A 17,610-nucleotide genomic window follows, 5' to 3' on the forward strand; every position below is an offset into this window, starting at 1 on the left:
TTAATGTGGCAACGGCTTCAATAGCAAAATTTCGACGATTCTCTAATGCCCTGCTATTTTGTGAAAAAACAAAGCCCTCCGGCAAAAATACCAAAGGGCTGCCAACATTACCGAAACCATTACTTCTGTGAGACGTTTTCATTATTCCGCTGGACGATCATATCTGCCAATTCTTCAGCTTGCCCCATAATAGCGATAGGATCGAAGTACCAGTATCGATCCTCCTGAAGCTCAAAAACCTTCCCATTACGGACCGCACTCAGTGATTTCCATATGCTGTCTCCTTCATAACCACTCAAATCCTTGTTAACCGTCAGAAAAATGTAAGAGCCAGCATATTGATTAATAACTTCCTTGGAAATTGACTTCCATTGAGTCTCGCCTAATAGTTCTTTTTGGACAAGTGGTGGAGGTGTCAAATTCAATCCTCTATAAACCGCCTGTCCTCCTCTGCCAAAATTATCACCGTATACATAGTATTCTTTATCTGTGGCTTCCATTACTGTGAAAGTATCCCCGGGTTGAACAATTCCCTTTAATTTGTCACGTGCAGCTTGCAATCGCTGGTCGTATTGGGCAAGCCATGTTTTGGCTTCCTGTTCTTTTCCCAGCAGCTCACCAAAAGCTGTCAGTTCCTCATGCACATTCTTGTATGTTCCATAAGGAATAACGAGAGTCGGAGCAATCTTACTGTATTTCTCATATTCAGAAGCATCCTTGGAAGCAATCAGAATCAAATCCGGCTGCAGAGTCAATACTTTTTCCACGGATACGCTACTGCGGTCTCCTATGCTTTCAATGCCCTGTACAAGATCCTTCGAGTATGGATTGTCTAGAAAATACTTCACACTTCCGACAGGTTTGATACCTAGTGCTAATAAATCATTTTGGTATAAATCCACTACAATCCGTTGAGGATGGGCAGGTATCTGAATATCTCCATGAATCGTGTTGACTGTTTTGGTTACAGCCGACTTTGGTTCATCAGAAGCTTGATTCTGCTTTTCTTCTGGCTGATTTACCTTTCCACCACAGGCGCTAAGAATGACAATGACTGACAAAAGCATCGTCACAATCCACATTTTCTTTGTCAAACTCATTCATTCCTCTCTCTATTTACGGAGTCGCAATTGACTCTTACGTTCCATACTGAGCTTGGTGCAGGCGGCTATATGCACCTTTTACAGCCATTAATTCTTCATGTTTTCCTTGCTCGGCAATCCCTTGATCTGCAACTACAATAATGCGGTCAGCATTTTTAATCGTTGCCAGACGATGGGCAATCACGAGTGTCGTGCGACCTTGAGATAGCTCTGTCAGAGCTTGCTGAATTGCAGCTTCTGTCTCTGTATCCAATGCTGATGTCGCTTCATCCAAAATAAGAATTGGAGGATTTTTCAGAAACATCCGGGCAATGGATAAACGTTGCTTTTGACCACCGGACAGCTTTACGCCTCGCTCACCGATCATCGTATCCAGCCCCTCTGGATAGGATCGAACAAGTTCTTCAATCTGGGCTCGACGGGCAGCATCCCAGATTTCGTCTTCTGAAGCATCAAGTTTGCCGTAAGCGATATTTTCACGAATCGTTCCATCAAAAAGGAATACATCCTGCTGTACGATTCCAATCATGGACCGCAGCGAATCCAGTTTCAGTTCACGGATATCCATATCATCAATCTTAATGCTGCCTTCCTCGACATCATAGAAGCGTGGCAGCAAGCTGCAAAGTGTCGTTTTGCCTGCTCCTGAAGGACCCACAAGAGCTACAGTTTCTCCCGCATGAATAGCAAGGTCCACTTTGCGCAGTACCTTGTCTTTGTTTTCATAGCCAAATGTTACACCTTCAAATTGAATATCTCCGTTGAGATGCTTAACGGTCTTCGCACCTGGAAGATCCTCTACGTCAGATTCACTTTCCAGCAAATCCAAGTAACGTCGGAAGCCGGCAATTCCTTTGGGATACGTTTCAATGACGGAGTTAATTTGTTTAATGGGTGCGAGGAATACATTGGACAGCATTACAAATGCGATAAATTCCCCATAGGACATCTGCCCCTTAATAACAAACCATGTTCCACATACAAGCACAAACAAAGAGACCAGTTTCATCAGAATAAAGCTAATTGAAGAATTCCACGCCATAATGCGATATGCGATCAGCTTTGTTTTACGAAACCGTCCATTATTCTCAGCAAAACGATCCATTTCATGTGCTTCGTTGGAAAACGCTTGAACAACACGGATACCGCTAATGTTATTTTCAATCCGGGCGTTGTAATCCGCAATATCAGAAAACATACGATGGAATGCAGCATTCATTTTACGACTAAAGTACAAGGACAGGTAAATCATTAGTGGAACGATAATAAACGTCAGAACTGCTAGTTTCCAGTTAATGCTGAGCATGATACCGAAAGCCCCGCCCAGGGTCATCAGTGCGATGAACAAATCTTCAGGTCCGTGGTGGGCAATCTCTCCGATATCCATCAGATCGTTGGTCATACGGGAGACTAGATGGCCTGTTTTGTTATTGTCAAAAAAGCGAAAGGATTGCTTTTGTACTCGATCAAACAGCTTTTTACGCATATCTGACTCAATGTTAATCCCCAGCTTGTGTCCCCAATAGGTAACGACATAGTTCAATCCGGCGCTTACGACATAAATCCCAAGCAAAGATAAACAGGCAAATAAAATCCATTTCCAATTTCCAGTGGGTAGCAAATCATCAACTACCCGATTGACTGCAAGCGGAAAAGCTAACTCCAGCAGTGCAGCTAGTATGGCGCAAGTAAAATCAATGATAAACAAAGTCCGGTAGGGATGGTAATATTCAAAAAATCGTCTTAGCATAAGACTTCTCCCTTCCTATTTAAATGAGCTGATTATTTAGGTTCGACGGAAAACATGTTAACGGCCTCATCCAGTGATTGATCGATAGCCAGTGGTGAGTAGGTAAACCAAGGATCGGCCTTGATGAAATACACTTTGTGGTTTTTGACAGCCGGGAGATTTCTCCACAGCGCACTTTGTTCAATTTCCTTCAACATTCCGTCCTTAGTCGCTTCATCGTAAACCAGCATAATAATACGATCTCCTGACAGTTCAGGCAGTTTTTCCATCGAAATGCTATCGTATACAAAGTTATACTTCGGGTCCTTTGCGAGCTTCTGACGTATGTACTCTGGAGGATTCAATTCCAGTGAACGGTAGATGACATGTCCTACATTTCGCGCCCCGTACACTCTCAGCACGTCCTTACCGTAGGTCATATAAATGGTAATCGTTTCATCTTTCTTGAATTTTCCAGCCATCTTTTTTCGACCTTCTTCAGCCTTTTTGTCAAAACTAGCAATCCACTGATCGGCTTCCTTGTCCTTACCTAGTACGGCTGCGACATCCCGCAGTTGCTTAAATACATCTCCATCTCCAAAAGAAACAGCTACGGTTGGAGCAATCTTCTCCAGTTGCTCCCTCACTTCTGGCGAGGTATCTTCTGTTGCTATAATCAGATCAGGTTGTAGCTCTAATACCTTTTCCACATTTGTCGGATTCCCAATATCAGCAATCCCGTCAATCTTACCTTTCAAATAGTCGCCTTCTAACACATGAGAAGCAGCCCCTACTGGTTTAACACCTAAAGCCAGCATCGCATCCAAATATTGTGTCGTGACAACCCGCTGTGGATTTGCAGGGATACTGATCTTTTTGCCAGTGGCATCAACATATTCGCGCGTGGCAACTGATTTGGATTGTCCGTTAAGGGCATCCGTTCCACTCTTGTCATTGGTCTGGTTACTACTTGGTGCATTTCCGCATGCAGCCAATACAACCATCAAAAAAACGGCAAAACCAAGCATAATTCCTCTTTTTAATCTGTTCTTTTGTTGCACAATATACGTCCTCCTTAGATATATGCCTTTATAAAATGATAGTGATTCTCATTATCATACAAGTGTTATTCTATCTTTTACCGTCTCTTCTTACAATACAAAAATTAAAAACTTCCATTTATGTGTATATATCGTCTTGGCAAAATATCCAAAAAAAAAAGAACTGATGCGTATTCTTTGCATCAGTTCGAATGCTTCATAGGTTGGTTCCCATGCCCATTCCTATTTGGATTGATCCACTAACTCCAGTTTGGCGGGAATCGATGTTTTCACGGTTTTACCTTGAAGTACATCCTTGGCTGCTTGCACTGCCAATTGTCCAATCAACTCAGGCTGCTGAGCCACAGTAGCTGTCAGCTTCCCTTCCTTAATTGATTTAAGCGCATCCTCGTTACCATCAAAGCCGATGACTGGAATATTCTTACCAGAGCTTTGAATGGCTTCAATCGCTCCCAACGCCATTTCATCATTGTGGGCAAATACCGCCTGAACATCCGGGTTGCCTTGCAGTAGATTTTCCATCACATTCAAACCTTTGGTCCGATCAAAATCAGCCGACTGCTTGGCGATGACCTTCAGGTCCTTATCTGCCACTTCATGGAAGCCTTTCCCACGTTCACGGGTAGCCGATGCGCCTGGAACGCCTTCCAACTCAATAACCTTGGCGCCTTTTCCGACTTGATCAATCACGTATCTGGCAGCCATCCGTCCTCCCTCGACGTTGTCTGAAGCGACTAGCGCTTTCACATCACCTTTGTCAGCGGAACGGTCCAGCGTAATTACAGGAATGTTCAATGCATTCGCTGACTGGACCACAGTGGAGATAGCCGACGAATCTGTCGGATTAATGAGTAACGCATTTACTCCCTGTTGGATCAGATCATCCACATCATTACTTTGCTTCGCAGAATCATTTTGTGCATCGACCACAATAACCTGCAATCCTTGTTTTTTGGCCTCTGCAACAACTCCGTCTTTGAGGGAAACGAAGAATGGATTATTCAATGTTGAGATCGACAAGCCGATTTTTATGTCCTTCAGGTCTGCGGCCGCTTTAGGCTTCGCCCATTCAGGCGGTTCCAGGGAACACCCTGTCATGAGCAGGAGCAGCAAGGCCGTCATGATTAATGTAAGCTTTTTCATATTTGTGTGTCTCCTTCTATGCAAGATTAGGTGTATTATGCGGATTTTTTACGATCAATCAATACAGCAATAGCAATGACGATCCCTTTTACGACCATTTGGTAAAAAGAGTTAACCCCCAGCAAATTCAAGCCGTTGTTTAGTGTCCCGATGATTAGCACACCAATTAATGTACCTACAATCCGTCCGCGTCCTCCCGAAAGGCTTGTTCCACCTAGTACGACAGCCGCAATGGCATCCAGTTCATAAGAAGCACCTGCTGTCGGCTGCGCTGAATTCAAACGTGAGGTCAAGATAGCACCCGCCAATGCGGAAAGCATTCCCGCCAAAGAGTAAATCCAGATTTTTACACGTGGTACTTTAATACCTGAAACAATCGAAGCTTTCTCGTTGCCGCCGATGGCATACGTTTTGCGTCCGAAAGGTGTTTTATGCAAAATGATCCACAGAGCAGCAAAGGTAATGAGCATCGTAATCGCCGGGACCGGAATACCAAACTGATAACCACGACCGAATAATTGAAATACCAAACTGTCTCCGAGCCCCGTAATAGGGTTACCGTTGGTATAAACTAATGTTAATCCTCTAAAAATAGTCATGGTTGCGAGTGTGGCGATAAACGGAGCCATTTTACCTTTCGTAATCATCAAGCCGTTGACCATTCCCATCACGCCACCCAATGCACACCCAATGATAATCGCCAAAATCGGATCGAAGCCGGCTAACATCATATTTGCAACAAACGCACTGGATAGTGCTAATATGGAGCCGACGGACAAATCGATTCCGCCTGTAAGAATAACGAAGGTCATACCAAACGCAATCAACGCATTAATAGATACCTGGCGCAATAAATTCAAAATATTAAGCGGTTCCAAAAAGCTGGGATTCAAGGCCGATACAATGATTACCAAAATAATGAGCCCCAACAATGGGCCAAGCTTCTGTGTGATTTGTGATATTTGAATGCCTTTGCTACCTTTTGCTTCATTCATAGTTGTCATATTACTGTCCTCCTGTAGCTAGCGTCATAATATTTTCTTGTGTGGCTTCTTCCCTGCTCAGTTCTCCGCTGATCTTTCCCTCGTGCACCACGACAATACGATCACTCATGCCAAGTACCTCGGGAAGCTCTGAGGATACCATGATAATTGCGACTCCACGTTCGGTCAGTTCGTTCATCAACTGGTAGATTTCCCGTTTGGCTCCTACATCCACGCCTCTCGTCGGTTCGTCAAGAATGAGCACATTGGGACCGATACCTACCCATTTGGCAATAACCACCTTTTGCTGATTGCCACCTGACAAACTGCCAACCGTTGCTTCGGCTGATTGGGTTTTGATTTGTAAGCGCTTAATTAATGTATTAACAAAATCCATCTCTTTTTTGCCTGATATAAATCCTTTTGATGTAAAACTGAACAGATTCGTCAGCACCATGTTTTCCCGAATAGAAAAATCCAGCACTAAGCCCTCATCTTTTCGATCTTCTGTAATGAAGCCAATCCCTAGTTTCACTGCATCATCCGGCTTGCGAATAGACACCTTTTTCCCACGTACGTGTATCTCACCACGATCCAAAGTATCCAGTCCAAATAACGACCGCATGATCTCGGTCCGTCCCGAGCCCATCAAGCCCGAAAAACCTACAATTTCCCCAGAGCGCACTGTAAAATTCACATTTTCAAATAGACCTTTATGTGATGCGTTTTTGACCTCTAGCACCACTTCTCCCAAAGAAGGCGTTCTTACCGGGTAGCGTTCAGTCAGCTCTCTGCCAACCATTTTCCGTACAACCTCGTCAAAATTCGTATCGGGGATCGCTTGAGTATCTACGGTTTTTCCGTCACGCATAATGGTAATCCGATCACAGATCGCGAATATCTCCTCCATCCGGTGAGAAATATACACAATTGAAACACCATCTTTTTTCAAGGAAGTAATAACCTCAAACAGCTTTTGTATTTCCCGTTCGGTTAAGGCTGCTGTCGGCTCATCCATTACGATCACTTTGGCATCCGTCATGAGTGCTTTGGCTATTTCAATCATTTGTTGTTGACCCACTGAACACTCGCCTGCTTCACCGTTCAAAGGAAGGTTTACTGAAAGCTTGCTAAATTGCTCATTTGCTAGCGCTTTCATTTTAGAGCTATCTAGTAATCCCCATTTAGAAGTCATTTCCTTGCCGATAAATAGATTTTCCAGTACCGTCATCTCTGGCCATACATTCAGTTCCTGGTGAATAAAAGCAATTCCTTTTTGCTCCGCTTCCTTGGGGTTGGCAAAATAGGTTTCCTGACCGTCAATGATGATCGTTCCCTCATCGCGTCGATGCAGTCCGATTAAAATATTCATCAGCGTTGATTTGCCTGCACCATTTTCACCCATAAGGGCATGTACTTCTCCTTCACGGAGATCAAAGTCAACACCACTTAGTACCTGATTGGTTCCAAAGGCTTTGTGAATTCCTTTCATTTGAATCTGCATGCTGTTCCCCCCTTTTTTATTCAACACTAATTTATCCAAAAAGAACTCCTGCCTGTAAAATACAATTGGCAAACGGCGTAGCCTCTCCTGTACGGATAACAGCTTTGGCTTGCCGAGTTAATGTCTTAAATTGTTCATGTGAGCAAAACTCAATGACGGCAGTCGGCTGAATAATCTGCGAATGCTCTAGTTGCTCTCCTGCAAAGGTGCGCATAATATACTGTAACGCTTGTTCATTTTCTTGTTTGATTTCTTCAGCCAGTGTTACTTTTTCAATCACCATATCTGCGGCAATGACATCAACAACGTCCTGAAAGGACGGAATACCCAGTTTCAATGCCAAATCAATTTTGGTAACGCCTTCAGGAACTGGTAAGCCGGCATCAGCCACGACAATAAAGTCCGTGTGGCCGAGATCCGTTAATATTTTGGATATATGACTGTTAAGAATTCCATGTTTCTTCATTATAATTGCTCCTCCACTTCACGACGGGTTGGCATTCCACCTTGCGCTCCAAATTTGGTAACAGACAAGGACGCAGCCCGATTAGCAAATTTCACACTATCTGCCAGCGATTTCCCTTCAGCTAGTGCTACCGCAAAAGCAGCGTTGAACGTATCTCCTGCACCTGTTGTATCCACGGCTTCTACCTTGTAAGTAGGAACCACAACTTCCTGTTCTCCGTCGAAAAATCGTACACCGTTGCTGCCTTCCGTTACAAACAACTTGTTAGGATACTTGCGCAGTGCTTCTTGAAGACTCATATCCTTAAACATGATGGCAGCTTCATGCTCGTTTGGGGTAATGTAGGTTGCATTGGCAATTACGCTTTCTTCAACTTCACGAGCCGGGGCTGGATTCAGCAGCAAGGGTACCTGATACTTCGCACAAATTTCGCTTACATAGACAATCGTCTCCGCCGGTATTTCCTGTTGAATTAACACAATATCCGAACTTCGTATGACATCAAGCCCTTCTTCCACGTAAGCAGGAGTAACTTCATTATTCGCTGCTTTTACCACGACAATACTGTTATCACCCTCGGCTAGTACAATGTGTGCTGTACCGCTTTCCATATGTGTAACCGGTTTCACATAGTTAATATGAACATGATTTTCTTCAAAATTGCGTAAAATCTGTTGTCCCAAATGGTCGTCTCCTACACGTCCAATCATCGTAACGTCCGCCCCGAGTCGTGCTGCAGCTACTGCCTGATTGGCTCCTTTACCGCCAGGTACGGTTGTAAAGCTTTCTCCCAATACCGTTTCACCAGCACCGGGACGCTTGGAAGAAGTAACTACGAGGTCCATCGAACTGCTTCCGATAACCGAAATTTTAGCCATGATGATCCACCTTTCTCGTTGTTTCCCGTTCGATAAATTTGACGGGCAATTGTATGCTTGAATAGGTAAGTACTTTCGAATGAAGATTAGGTACACTTGACTTCGTTGCTTGCGACTGCTCAATCAATTGAATGAGCAGACCTGCCGCTTCCCAGCCCATTTCATAAGCAGGCTGCTGGATTGTTGATAATGGCGGAAATAACAAGCTGCTTAATGGTATATCATCAAACCCGATAATTTGAACATCTTCCGGGATTTTCTTTCCTAATCTATGTGCTTCATGCATCACCGCGGTAGCTACAATATCGTTACTGGCAATAACTCCGTCCGTATCCGGATACTTGCTGAACAGCTCTTTGGCCCATAACTCAGCTTCCTTGAACGAAAAGGACGTTGTCTCGACGATATGGTAATCAATACCAGAATGCTGAAGCTCTTCCACTGCCCCGCGAAAACGATCTTGTGCTGGACGAATATGAGCAGGACCCTGCATGACTGTAATTTGTCTGCTGCCACGGGCAACCATAGCCTGTGCAGCCAAGCGACCGCCATGAGCTCCATCCGCATAAACGGAGAGACTGTCACTGGAAGTCCGATCGAGAAAAACGACTGGTATTTTCAGTTTGGCGTAACAGTCGGCAGCAGGGTCATTGGTAGATGAAATAACCCCAACAACATTATTCTGAACAAAAGTATCCATGTAATCTAATTCTTTCTGGCGATCCTCATCACTATTACCGAAAATAATACGAAAATCATTTTCCTGCATTCGATCCTCCACCCCACGAGCCAACAAGGGAAAGTAAGGGTTTGTAATATCCGGCAGCAGCAGGCCGATTAATCTGGATTTCTTTTTATACAGAGAACGTGCAACTTCATTAGGCTTGTAATTTAGCTGCTTCACCGCAGCTTCAACTTTTCGCCGTGTATCCTCGTGGACATAGCCGGTTTCATTAATAACTCGGGATACGGTCGCCACGGAAACACCTGCAAAACTTGCTACTTGCTTAATTGTTGTCATAATGTAGGTTCAACTCCAATTGTGTAACCGGTTACACATATAAAATATCATAGCATTTATTTTTTGACAAGCATTAATTATTTGCACATCGAAAGCAATAGCCGTATAATCTTTTTGTAACTGATGAAGTTTCACCTTTTTGCTTATACTAAAGTATGCTGATTCACTCTCAGTTGCTTAATAAAATATATATATGGAGGCATTTCCTGATGAATATCGAAGTTTGGTCTGATTATATGTGTCCGTTCTGTTATATTGGCAAACGCCGTTTGGAGCAAGTCTTGCAGCAGTTCCCACATCGCGATGAGGTTCAATTGACATTCAAGAGTTTTGAATTAAATCCGAATGCTGTGAAAGAAAGTGGTAAGACGATTAATGAGGAACTATCAGCAAAATATGGCGTTAGTCTGCAAGAGGCTCATGCCATGAATGATCGCATGACCGAAAACGCACGTTCTACAGGTCTGGAGTACAATATTCATGCCATGGTGCCGACAAACTCTTTCGATGCTCACCGTCTAACGCATTGGGCTCACACACAAGGCAAAATGCTGGAATTGAGCGAGCGTTTATTTCAGGCTGTCTTCATGGAAGGCAAGCATACTGGGGATCATGAAGTACTGGCAGCGTTGGCAGCCGAAGTTGGTTTGGATCATAACGAAGCCGCTGCCATATTAGCCGGTGACCGCTTTACCGACGAAGTTAGAGCTGATGAAACTGAAGGTGCTAAGTTAGGCGTTCAGGGTGTTCCATTCTTTGTATTTGATCGAAAATTTGCTGTTTCTGGTGCTCAGCCTGAGGAGGTATTTCACGATGCGCTTCAAAAAGCATGGGATGAACGTTCTCCTTTCACTATGATTAGCGGCAGCTCGTCCAAACAGGATGCAGCTGGTGTATGTACTGATGATGGTTGTGAGCTTCCAAGCCGCGAGAGCTGATCAGCCAATGAACTAAACCTCTTTTTAGATAACTTATGAAAAAGCGTGCCTGCACCAATTAAACCTGATGCGGCACGCTTCTTTATTTTTTTATAGTGATTTAATCATTCCGCCGTCCACAAGAATGGTGCTGCCGGTCAAATAGGATGAAGCCGATGACGCCAGAAAAGCAACGACTTTACCGAACTCTTCAGGCTCACCGTACCGTCCCAACGGAATGCCCTCTTCTGCTTGTTTGCGAGCTTGATCCGTCGTTTGGTGGGATTTTTCGGCTCGATGCTCGTCCAAGCTACGTACGCGATCGGTTGCAATTCTCCCTGGTGCTACAGTATGTACCAGAATATTATATGGGGCTAATTCCATGGACAATGTTTTCGCCAATCCGGCAACTCCAGTACGTAGTGTATTGGAAATAATTAGGCCCGGAATCGGCTGCTTCACTGATGATGAGGCGATATTTAAAATTCTACCACTTTGTTGTTTTTTCATATAGGGTAACGCCTCACGGATCAACCGGATATGACTAAGTAAATTTTGCTCAAAGGCCTGCATCCATACTTCATCTGTAAAATCATCAAAGCTGCCCGCAGGAGGGCCGCCCGCATTGTTAACCAAAATATCGACGGTGCCAAACCTATCAACTGTACGGCGGATGGCCTGGGAGATATGTTCAGGTTTGGTTACATCACAAACTACATATTCAACGCGACCACTCGCTGTTTCCTGTAATTCGGCCTGAGTCCGCTGAAGCTCTGCTTCATTTCGTCCAGAAATAACAACATTCGCACCCTCACGTGCCAATTCGCGTGCACTTGCTTTGCCAAGGCCTTTACTGGAGCCTGCAACAAAGGCTACTTTTCCTGTTAATCCTAAATCCATCTATGACACTCCCTTTTCTGAGATTTCTCTATTTAATTGTACACATGACCAGCACATAATGCGAATAGCTAGGTACAAAGTAGCAAGGCAACACAAAAAAGGACCTGACATTTAGTCAGGCGCCCTTTCTGTTATACACTATTTTCTTGGTTTATAGCACTATAATGCTTCAGATATTGTTGACTGCTCATATACAACAACGGACTGGCTCTCAGGCTCCCATTTAACATTTGCTCCCAAAGCCTCTCCGATTACCCTTACAGGTACCATTGTCGTTCCATCCACTATGGATGCTGGCTGCTCGATAGAATACGGCTGGCCGTTAATGTATGCTTTGGCGCTATTCACTAATAATTTGACGGACACGCCGTTGCGACTGACAGTAACAGCCTTTTCTTTCGGATCCCAGGAAACTTTGGCATTAAGGGCTTCGGAAGCTGTTCTAAAAGGAACAAGTGTGGTGCCATTGCGGTTAATCGGTTCGGCATCGTATTTTTCACCATTCACGAACAGCTTCATACCTGATGACCGTCCAGCCTTCCTTGAGAATACATCCAGTTTTTTGTAGCTATCCAGATTGGACACATCAGCCAATACTGCCTCCTCCTGCATGTAAACGGCATCTGTTACATTTCCGTTTTCATCCAGTAGCTCAGCAGCCTTAGTTAATGCTTTGTCAGAATTTCGGATCAATTCAAGTTCAGTTACCTGCTCCGGGGTCAAACGTTCCGGGTATTTTGTAAGCAGCAGATTCGCAATAACCGCTCCTGCCGGCTTATCTTTTGTATTTTCTACTGCTTGTAGCAGACCGTTATATCCGTTGTGTCCCTTGCGACCTTTTTGGTCTTTGGACTCCCCGTATGTATCATCCGTTACTGCAACAGGGGTATTCTTTTTGATTTCATTGTGTTTATCTTTTTTGCTGCTCTTTTCATTCCGGTCTTTATCAGACGTATTTGCTTCCTGTTTCTTCTCCTGATCATTTCGGTGCCCCTGCTTAGCTTCGGCAGTTCCCGCTGCCAGTCCCAAGACCAGTATACACGCTAATAATGCTGTCCATGTGTTTCTCATGATGCGATTCCTCCTTATAGTAAAAGACCAGGTTTAATAACCTACATATATTAACGGCTACTATAAGCTAAATATGAAGCCCTTTTTTACTAGTGTTGCATTTGCAGGGACTGATGGCTAATCCAATATAATAAATTTTATTATGCGTGAACCTATTTCCACAGTATAATGGGAAATGCACGTGCATTTTAAGGGTTAACGTTTACATTCGCATAATAGAAAGAAGTGGAGACAGACATGTTCGGCACCATTCTTTTAGACGTTGTTTTACCTATTTTTGTCCTTATCGGTTTTGGCTGTATCATGCAATATTATTTTCGATTGGATTTGTATACCCTAGCTAAAATTAATTTTTATTATATCACCCCTGCAGTTGTGTTTACCGGTCTTTATAACTCTGAAATTTCTTTAATTCTCATGGGTGAGGTTTCACTTTTTTATGCCCTGTACATAGCTATTCTGTACGTAATCAGTACTACTGTTGCCAGATCTCTGAAATACAGCCCCGGAATGCGTGGAGCTTTTACAAACAGTGTCATGCTAGATAATTCAGGGAATTATGGTCTACCAATTAATCAGTTGGTGTTTAAAGGTGATCCGCTGGCTATTTCTGTCCAAGCTCTGATTATGACTTTTCAAAGCTTTGTTACATTTACATATGGTACTTTTGTTGTACAGAACGGTAAGGCCAATACACGAAAAATTTTAATTAATTTTTTGAAAATGCCTGTCCCCTACGCGCTTGTGCTGGGCCTGCTCCTGAATCTACTGCACAGTCCATTGCCTAATTTGCTGGCTGAGCCTCTAAATTATATTAGCCATTCGATGGTCGCAGTGGCTCTGCTTACTTTGGGAGCACAAATTGTGCAGTATCCTTTTCATTTGCGCCGGACAGCCGTGTATATCAGTATGGTATTACGCCTAATTGCAGGTCCAATAGTTGGCTTTATGCTCGTGTTTTTTCTAGATCTTAAGGGGATTCCCGCTCAAGCATTGCTCATTGCATCAGGTATGCCTACCGGTGTTAACACGAGTATTTTGGCGGAAGAATATAAAAATGAACCTGACTTTGCGGCACAGACAGTATTACTTTCTACGATTGTAAATGTCATTACGATGACTCTGTTAATTTCAATATCTCGTCATCTTACTTGAGTTGTATGATAAATATAAAGCTTGATTTGTAACGCTTTTTGTCTGAGGACAGGAGCGTTTCTTTTTCAATCAAAATAGGAACACATGTTCGTGACTGTACCCCTTTTTCTGTTTATAGTGGTGTGTTTGTTTGATGATGATGGTATGCGAGAAGGAATCTTTTTCTATTATAAATTTTTCATATAGTGAAATATTTATGTGTTTGAATTTAAACCTCTGATTCCTCCAAAAATAAAGCCAGCTCGCTCATTAGAGTGGCTGACTTAAGATTATTTTATGAAGATTTAAGGCTCAATTCCCCATTGCTTGATCCCAGACAGGTAAGCGGTTATTTTAGTGGAATCTTGTAAGCTATTTGCTGTGGGATTAAAGGAATAATCATCAGTTTGTGTATAATTGCTCCAATCCGCTTTGGATATCCGGGTTTGTAGCTCAACACTCTGACCAGGCTCTAAAGAACCTGCTGCCGACTTAAAACCAATTTCTGCATAAGAATCTGCACCTGGCTTTGCATCGGTTAATGTTCTGAAGTTAGCAATGACATTCCCTGTACCGATGCTAGACCAATCCGTAAAGAAGTTTTGTGATTTCTCCCCGTTAACGGTGTAATAATAACGCAATGTCACGTCTGCTAGGGAAACGGGTGAGCTTCCTGTATTGGTTATTTTAAACTTGGAACTGATCGTATTACTTGTTGCAGATACATTCCCATTGAAGGATTGCACCTTCAGAGCACCCTCGCCTGTTCCCGGCTCACTTGGCGTATCCCTTTTCACCGTAATCGTGAACAACGCATCATTGCCTGTACTAAAATGGAAGTTGAGCGTTGTCTCTCCTTTAGGAAGTTTAGATAAATACTTGTTGGTAAGAATAACTGTTTCTTCACTAACCGTATAATCTTCACCTTTGTTCAGTGCCACACTTCCCTGCTTGATCGCTTCTAGTGTATTACCGTTAAGAGTAAGCTTGACAGTAATATCGGTATTACTGTTAGCCACTCCATAGGTTGCAGCCGTCGGTGTAATACTTGCTTGTCCGGTAGATGGCTGATCACCACTCACACGATCTGCCACCAGAATGCCACGGCCATTCGTTCCCAGATAAGCACGTCCGTAAACCCGAGGATCCCCAATAATGGTGGTCACACGAGCATATTGATGCTTATCATCATTAATGCGTACCCAGTTTGTGCCAGCATCGTCCGAGCGATAAAATCCACGTGTACCGTCAATTTTACCAACGATAAACACTGCTGCATTGGTGCGATTGGGTGCTGCTTTGCCAAAGCCTACAAAATCCGCCTCCTGCACATGATCAAGCTTGGTGAATGTAACACCTGAATCCTTGGAATGCCATAAGCCGTATGGCCCTCCGTCCTCGGAGCCTCCAGCAAACCACACATCTCCTTCCGCTCCTCGTACAGCACCAATATCTGCATTACCTACACTTGGCAAACCAGTAACTGTGGATGGTGTGAAGGATGCGCCTCCATCAACACTTACATATATTTTCCCAGCAGCAAACGCGTAGTATTTGTTAGGATTTACTCGGTCAGAGGCGATCTTTGCATTAGCTGGAACTCCCGTGCTTGCTGTCCATGAGTTTCCTCCGGTTTTGGAATAAAATACACCTTTGTCCGATGTACTCCACAGCAATCCATTACCATTTGACGCTACCGCGATGCTTCCTCCTCCTGCCGTACCGGAAGGCTCGCTATTTGCTTTGTACCAGTTCGCTCCGCCATCATTGGATAATCCGATAGATTTGGCGTTTGGATCTTTTTTATAGTCTGCTTTACCTATCCTAGCCATAAAAGAAGGGTTCAACTCGGCATAATCAATGCTTTCGCTGCTTGTAAAGGTTGGATTATCCAGCATTTTAGCAGGAGCCTTGAACAGATCGTCATGTCTGAATCCGGAGACATCACCCACTGCACTCACCAGAGGAGCTCCAGTTGGAGGGCTCACCAAATCCAAAATCGCCGTTTCTTCTACCCCTTTAGCGGCTACCGAAATGTCCAGCTTACCTCCCTTGTCCCAATTGGTCAGATTTTTAGAGCCATAAATCGTAGCTCCTGTGCCGTACAGCATATGATCTGAATTAAATGGATCTATTTCCAGATCTCCAATCATCCAGCCCAGCTTGGGCGATACTTCCGGCGGTGCAGGATTGGCATTGAAAGTCAGCCAAGGCGCACCGGATATATCCAGATTGTACTTCAGCTTACGAGCTGGATAACCATCAAATTCCCAAATAGGGCTCCAGGTTGCCCCACGATCAGTACTGCGGTAAATCGTTTCATCCGGCCACCAGGCATTCAACGTTGCAACCATAAGTGTACCTGGCTTCTGGGCGTCCACTGTCAGTCCACCATATCCAAAATGATTGTCTGCGCTGCTGCTGGCAACGGGGCTAATGTTAGTCCACTGTCCACTGGCTGTATTCAGTTTCCACAGCTCACCCTTTGTTCCATCATACGGTCCAGCTCCATCGCTGTAAGAAATATACAGGTCGCCATCTGGCGATAAAACGCCGTGATGTGGCAAATAGCCTGTAGGCTGGCCCGCTATAGCAGACCAGGTTGTCCCGCCATCAGTACTGCGATAGACACTTTGCTTTTTATCTGCGACACCCACATAGATGGTCTGTGTTGCTTTACTGGAAGAGCCCGTTTTTTTGTCAAAAGTGATCCAGGCTAAACCGACAATATCACTGGTGTATTCATTGGAAGGGTCCTGTACATACGTCCCCGGATTCGGAAAACTACTCACCTTGCTCCAGGTCGCCCCGTAATCGGAGCTTTTCCACAATCCATTACCACTTCGAGCTCCGAAGAATAATATATTGTTTTTATTCGGATCAATTGCCAGACGTTCACCCATTGAGCGTCCCGGCATATTGCCTCCTACCTTAAAGGGAAGCTTTGTAGTTTGCCACGTATTCCCCTTGTCGGTAGAGCGCATAATTTGCCCGTTTTGTTTATCCCAGGAATTAGTATACGTGCCTGTAGCTATATATACACGATTCGGATCCACAGGGTCGGTGGCTAGTGCATCGACACCATTTTTGTTCCAATTCTCCCAGCCCACAGAATCCGTCAGCGGAATCCAGCTTTCACTCGCAGGATTCCAGCGGTAAGCTCCTCCAATATCTGTACGGGCATAGATCAGATCTTTTTCCGTTTCATTAAAAATAATACCAGGTACAAAACCACCTCCACCGCCTGTAACGACACTTTTCCAAGTATAATCGTCACTTGGAGCAGCATGGGTGGGTGCTATCATGCCTGTCCAGGAAGCACCCGCTACTATAAGCGCCAAACATACAATTCTCAACCTGCTTTTTGCCTTAGTCAATGAATTCAACCTCCTTCTCCGTAATCATTTAAAAATGCAAGTCATTTCGAGCTAAAAGTAAGCAGTCAATTGCGGATTCGTTCCTATCGTTATTATTCCATTCATCAATCAAACAAGCGTTCTCTCAAGCTCACCTCCAGTAATCCAATAGATTTGCAATCTTTTTTGTTAGCGCTTACATCGGTGTCTGCTCAAAAGATTCGTCATCTTTTTCTCATTTCCTTGTGTGAAAAATCAAGATAATGTAATAGTATCTTCTGCTTGATAACTTGTAATAAAAGAGTTGGCTTCCACTTACAGTTGATACCTCTTATAAATTACTA

Annotated in this window: 14 protein-coding genes; 2 read left to right on the forward strand and 12 right to left on the reverse strand. The window is 43.9% G+C overall.

Going from position 1 to position 17,610, the window contains the following annotated elements:
* Positions 1-119: 119 nt before the first annotated feature.
* The 9 genes from MKX36_RS13165 to MKX36_RS13205 form a co-directional block, all read right to left on the reverse strand.
* Positions 120-1,100: an ABC transporter substrate-binding protein gene (locus MKX36_RS13165; protein ID WP_222821774.1), complete on the reverse strand. Its 981-nt coding sequence runs from the start codon at positions 1,098-1,100 to the stop codon at positions 120-122.
* 37 nt (positions 1,101-1,137) lie between these two features.
* The gene (locus MKX36_RS13170; RefSeq protein ID WP_340864853.1) at positions 1,138-2,853 is read right to left on the reverse strand and encodes an ABC transporter ATP-binding protein; all 1,716 of its coding nucleotides are present in this window, start codon (positions 2,851-2,853) and stop codon (positions 1,138-1,140) included.
* Positions 2,854-2,885: 32 nt separating this feature from the next.
* Positions 2,886-3,893, reverse strand: a complete 1,008-nt coding sequence (locus tag MKX36_RS13175; RefSeq protein WP_340864854.1) for an ABC transporter substrate-binding protein — start codon at positions 3,891-3,893, stop codon at positions 2,886-2,888.
* 222 nt (positions 3,894-4,115) lie between these two features.
* Positions 4,116-5,036: a ribose ABC transporter substrate-binding protein RbsB gene (rbsB, locus tag MKX36_RS13180; RefSeq protein ID WP_019687388.1), complete on the reverse strand. Its 921-nt coding sequence runs from the start codon at positions 5,034-5,036 to the stop codon at positions 4,116-4,118.
* 35 nt (positions 5,037-5,071) lie between these two features.
* Positions 5,072-6,040, reverse strand: a complete 969-nt coding sequence (rbsC, locus tag MKX36_RS13185; protein WP_017427749.1) for a ribose ABC transporter permease RbsC — start codon at positions 6,038-6,040, stop codon at positions 5,072-5,074.
* Between the two features lies 1 nt (position 6,041).
* Complete coding sequence (locus MKX36_RS13190; protein WP_165080684.1) at positions 6,042-7,523, reverse strand: sugar ABC transporter ATP-binding protein; 1,482 nt, start codon at positions 7,521-7,523, stop codon at positions 6,042-6,044.
* A 31-nt stretch (positions 7,524-7,554) separates the two neighbouring features.
* Entirely contained in the window at positions 7,555-7,989 is a 435-nt protein-coding gene (gene rbsD / locus MKX36_RS13195) for a D-ribose pyranase (protein ID WP_090890548.1), read from the reverse strand.
* A complete protein-coding gene (gene rbsK, locus MKX36_RS13200) occupies positions 7,989-8,867 on the reverse strand; it encodes a ribokinase (protein WP_025365000.1) in 879 nt (292 codons plus the stop codon). Before rbsK ends, rbsD begins: the two co-directional genes overlap by 1 nt.
* Positions 8,860-9,888: a LacI family DNA-binding transcriptional regulator gene (locus MKX36_RS13205; RefSeq protein ID WP_340864855.1), complete on the reverse strand. Its 1,029-nt coding sequence runs from the start codon at positions 9,886-9,888 to the stop codon at positions 8,860-8,862. Before MKX36_RS13205 ends, rbsK begins: the two co-directional genes overlap by 8 nt.
* Positions 9,889-10,097: 209 nt before the next feature.
* On the opposite strand from MKX36_RS13205, the gene MKX36_RS13210 reads away from it, so the two are divergent.
* A complete protein-coding gene (locus MKX36_RS13210; RefSeq protein WP_107733534.1) occupies positions 10,098-10,826 on the forward strand; it encodes a DsbA family oxidoreductase in 729 nt (242 codons plus the stop codon).
* Between the two features lie 90 nt (positions 10,827-10,916).
* Here the strand turns inward: MKX36_RS13210 and MKX36_RS13215 are convergent, their stop codons facing one another.
* The gene (locus MKX36_RS13215; protein ID WP_290409982.1) at positions 10,917-11,705 is read right to left on the reverse strand and encodes an SDR family oxidoreductase; all 789 of its coding nucleotides are present in this window, start codon (positions 11,703-11,705) and stop codon (positions 10,917-10,919) included.
* Positions 11,706-11,864: 159 nt separating this feature from the next.
* Positions 11,865-12,776 (reverse strand): copper amine oxidase N-terminal domain-containing protein, encoded by a 912-nt coding sequence (locus MKX36_RS13220; RefSeq protein ID WP_290409983.1) that lies wholly within the window; start codon positions 12,774-12,776, stop codon positions 11,865-11,867.
* Between the two features lie 237 nt (positions 12,777-13,013).
* On the opposite strand from MKX36_RS13220, the gene MKX36_RS13225 reads away from it, so the two are divergent.
* Positions 13,014-13,931, forward strand: a complete 918-nt coding sequence (locus MKX36_RS13225; protein ID WP_019687395.1) for an AEC family transporter — start codon at positions 13,014-13,016, stop codon at positions 13,929-13,931.
* Positions 13,932-14,215: 284 nt separating this feature from the next.
* Here the strand turns inward: MKX36_RS13225 and MKX36_RS13230 are convergent, their stop codons facing one another.
* A complete protein-coding gene (locus MKX36_RS13230; RefSeq protein ID WP_340864856.1) occupies positions 14,216-17,287 on the reverse strand; it encodes a X2-like carbohydrate binding domain-containing protein in 3,072 nt (1,023 codons plus the stop codon).
* Positions 17,288-17,610: the final 323 nt, after the last annotated feature.

The sequence above is a fragment of the Paenibacillus sp. FSL W8-0439 genome, from assembly GCF_038008995.1.
Lineage (GTDB): Bacteria > Bacillota > Bacilli > Paenibacillales > Paenibacillaceae > Paenibacillus > Paenibacillus polymyxa.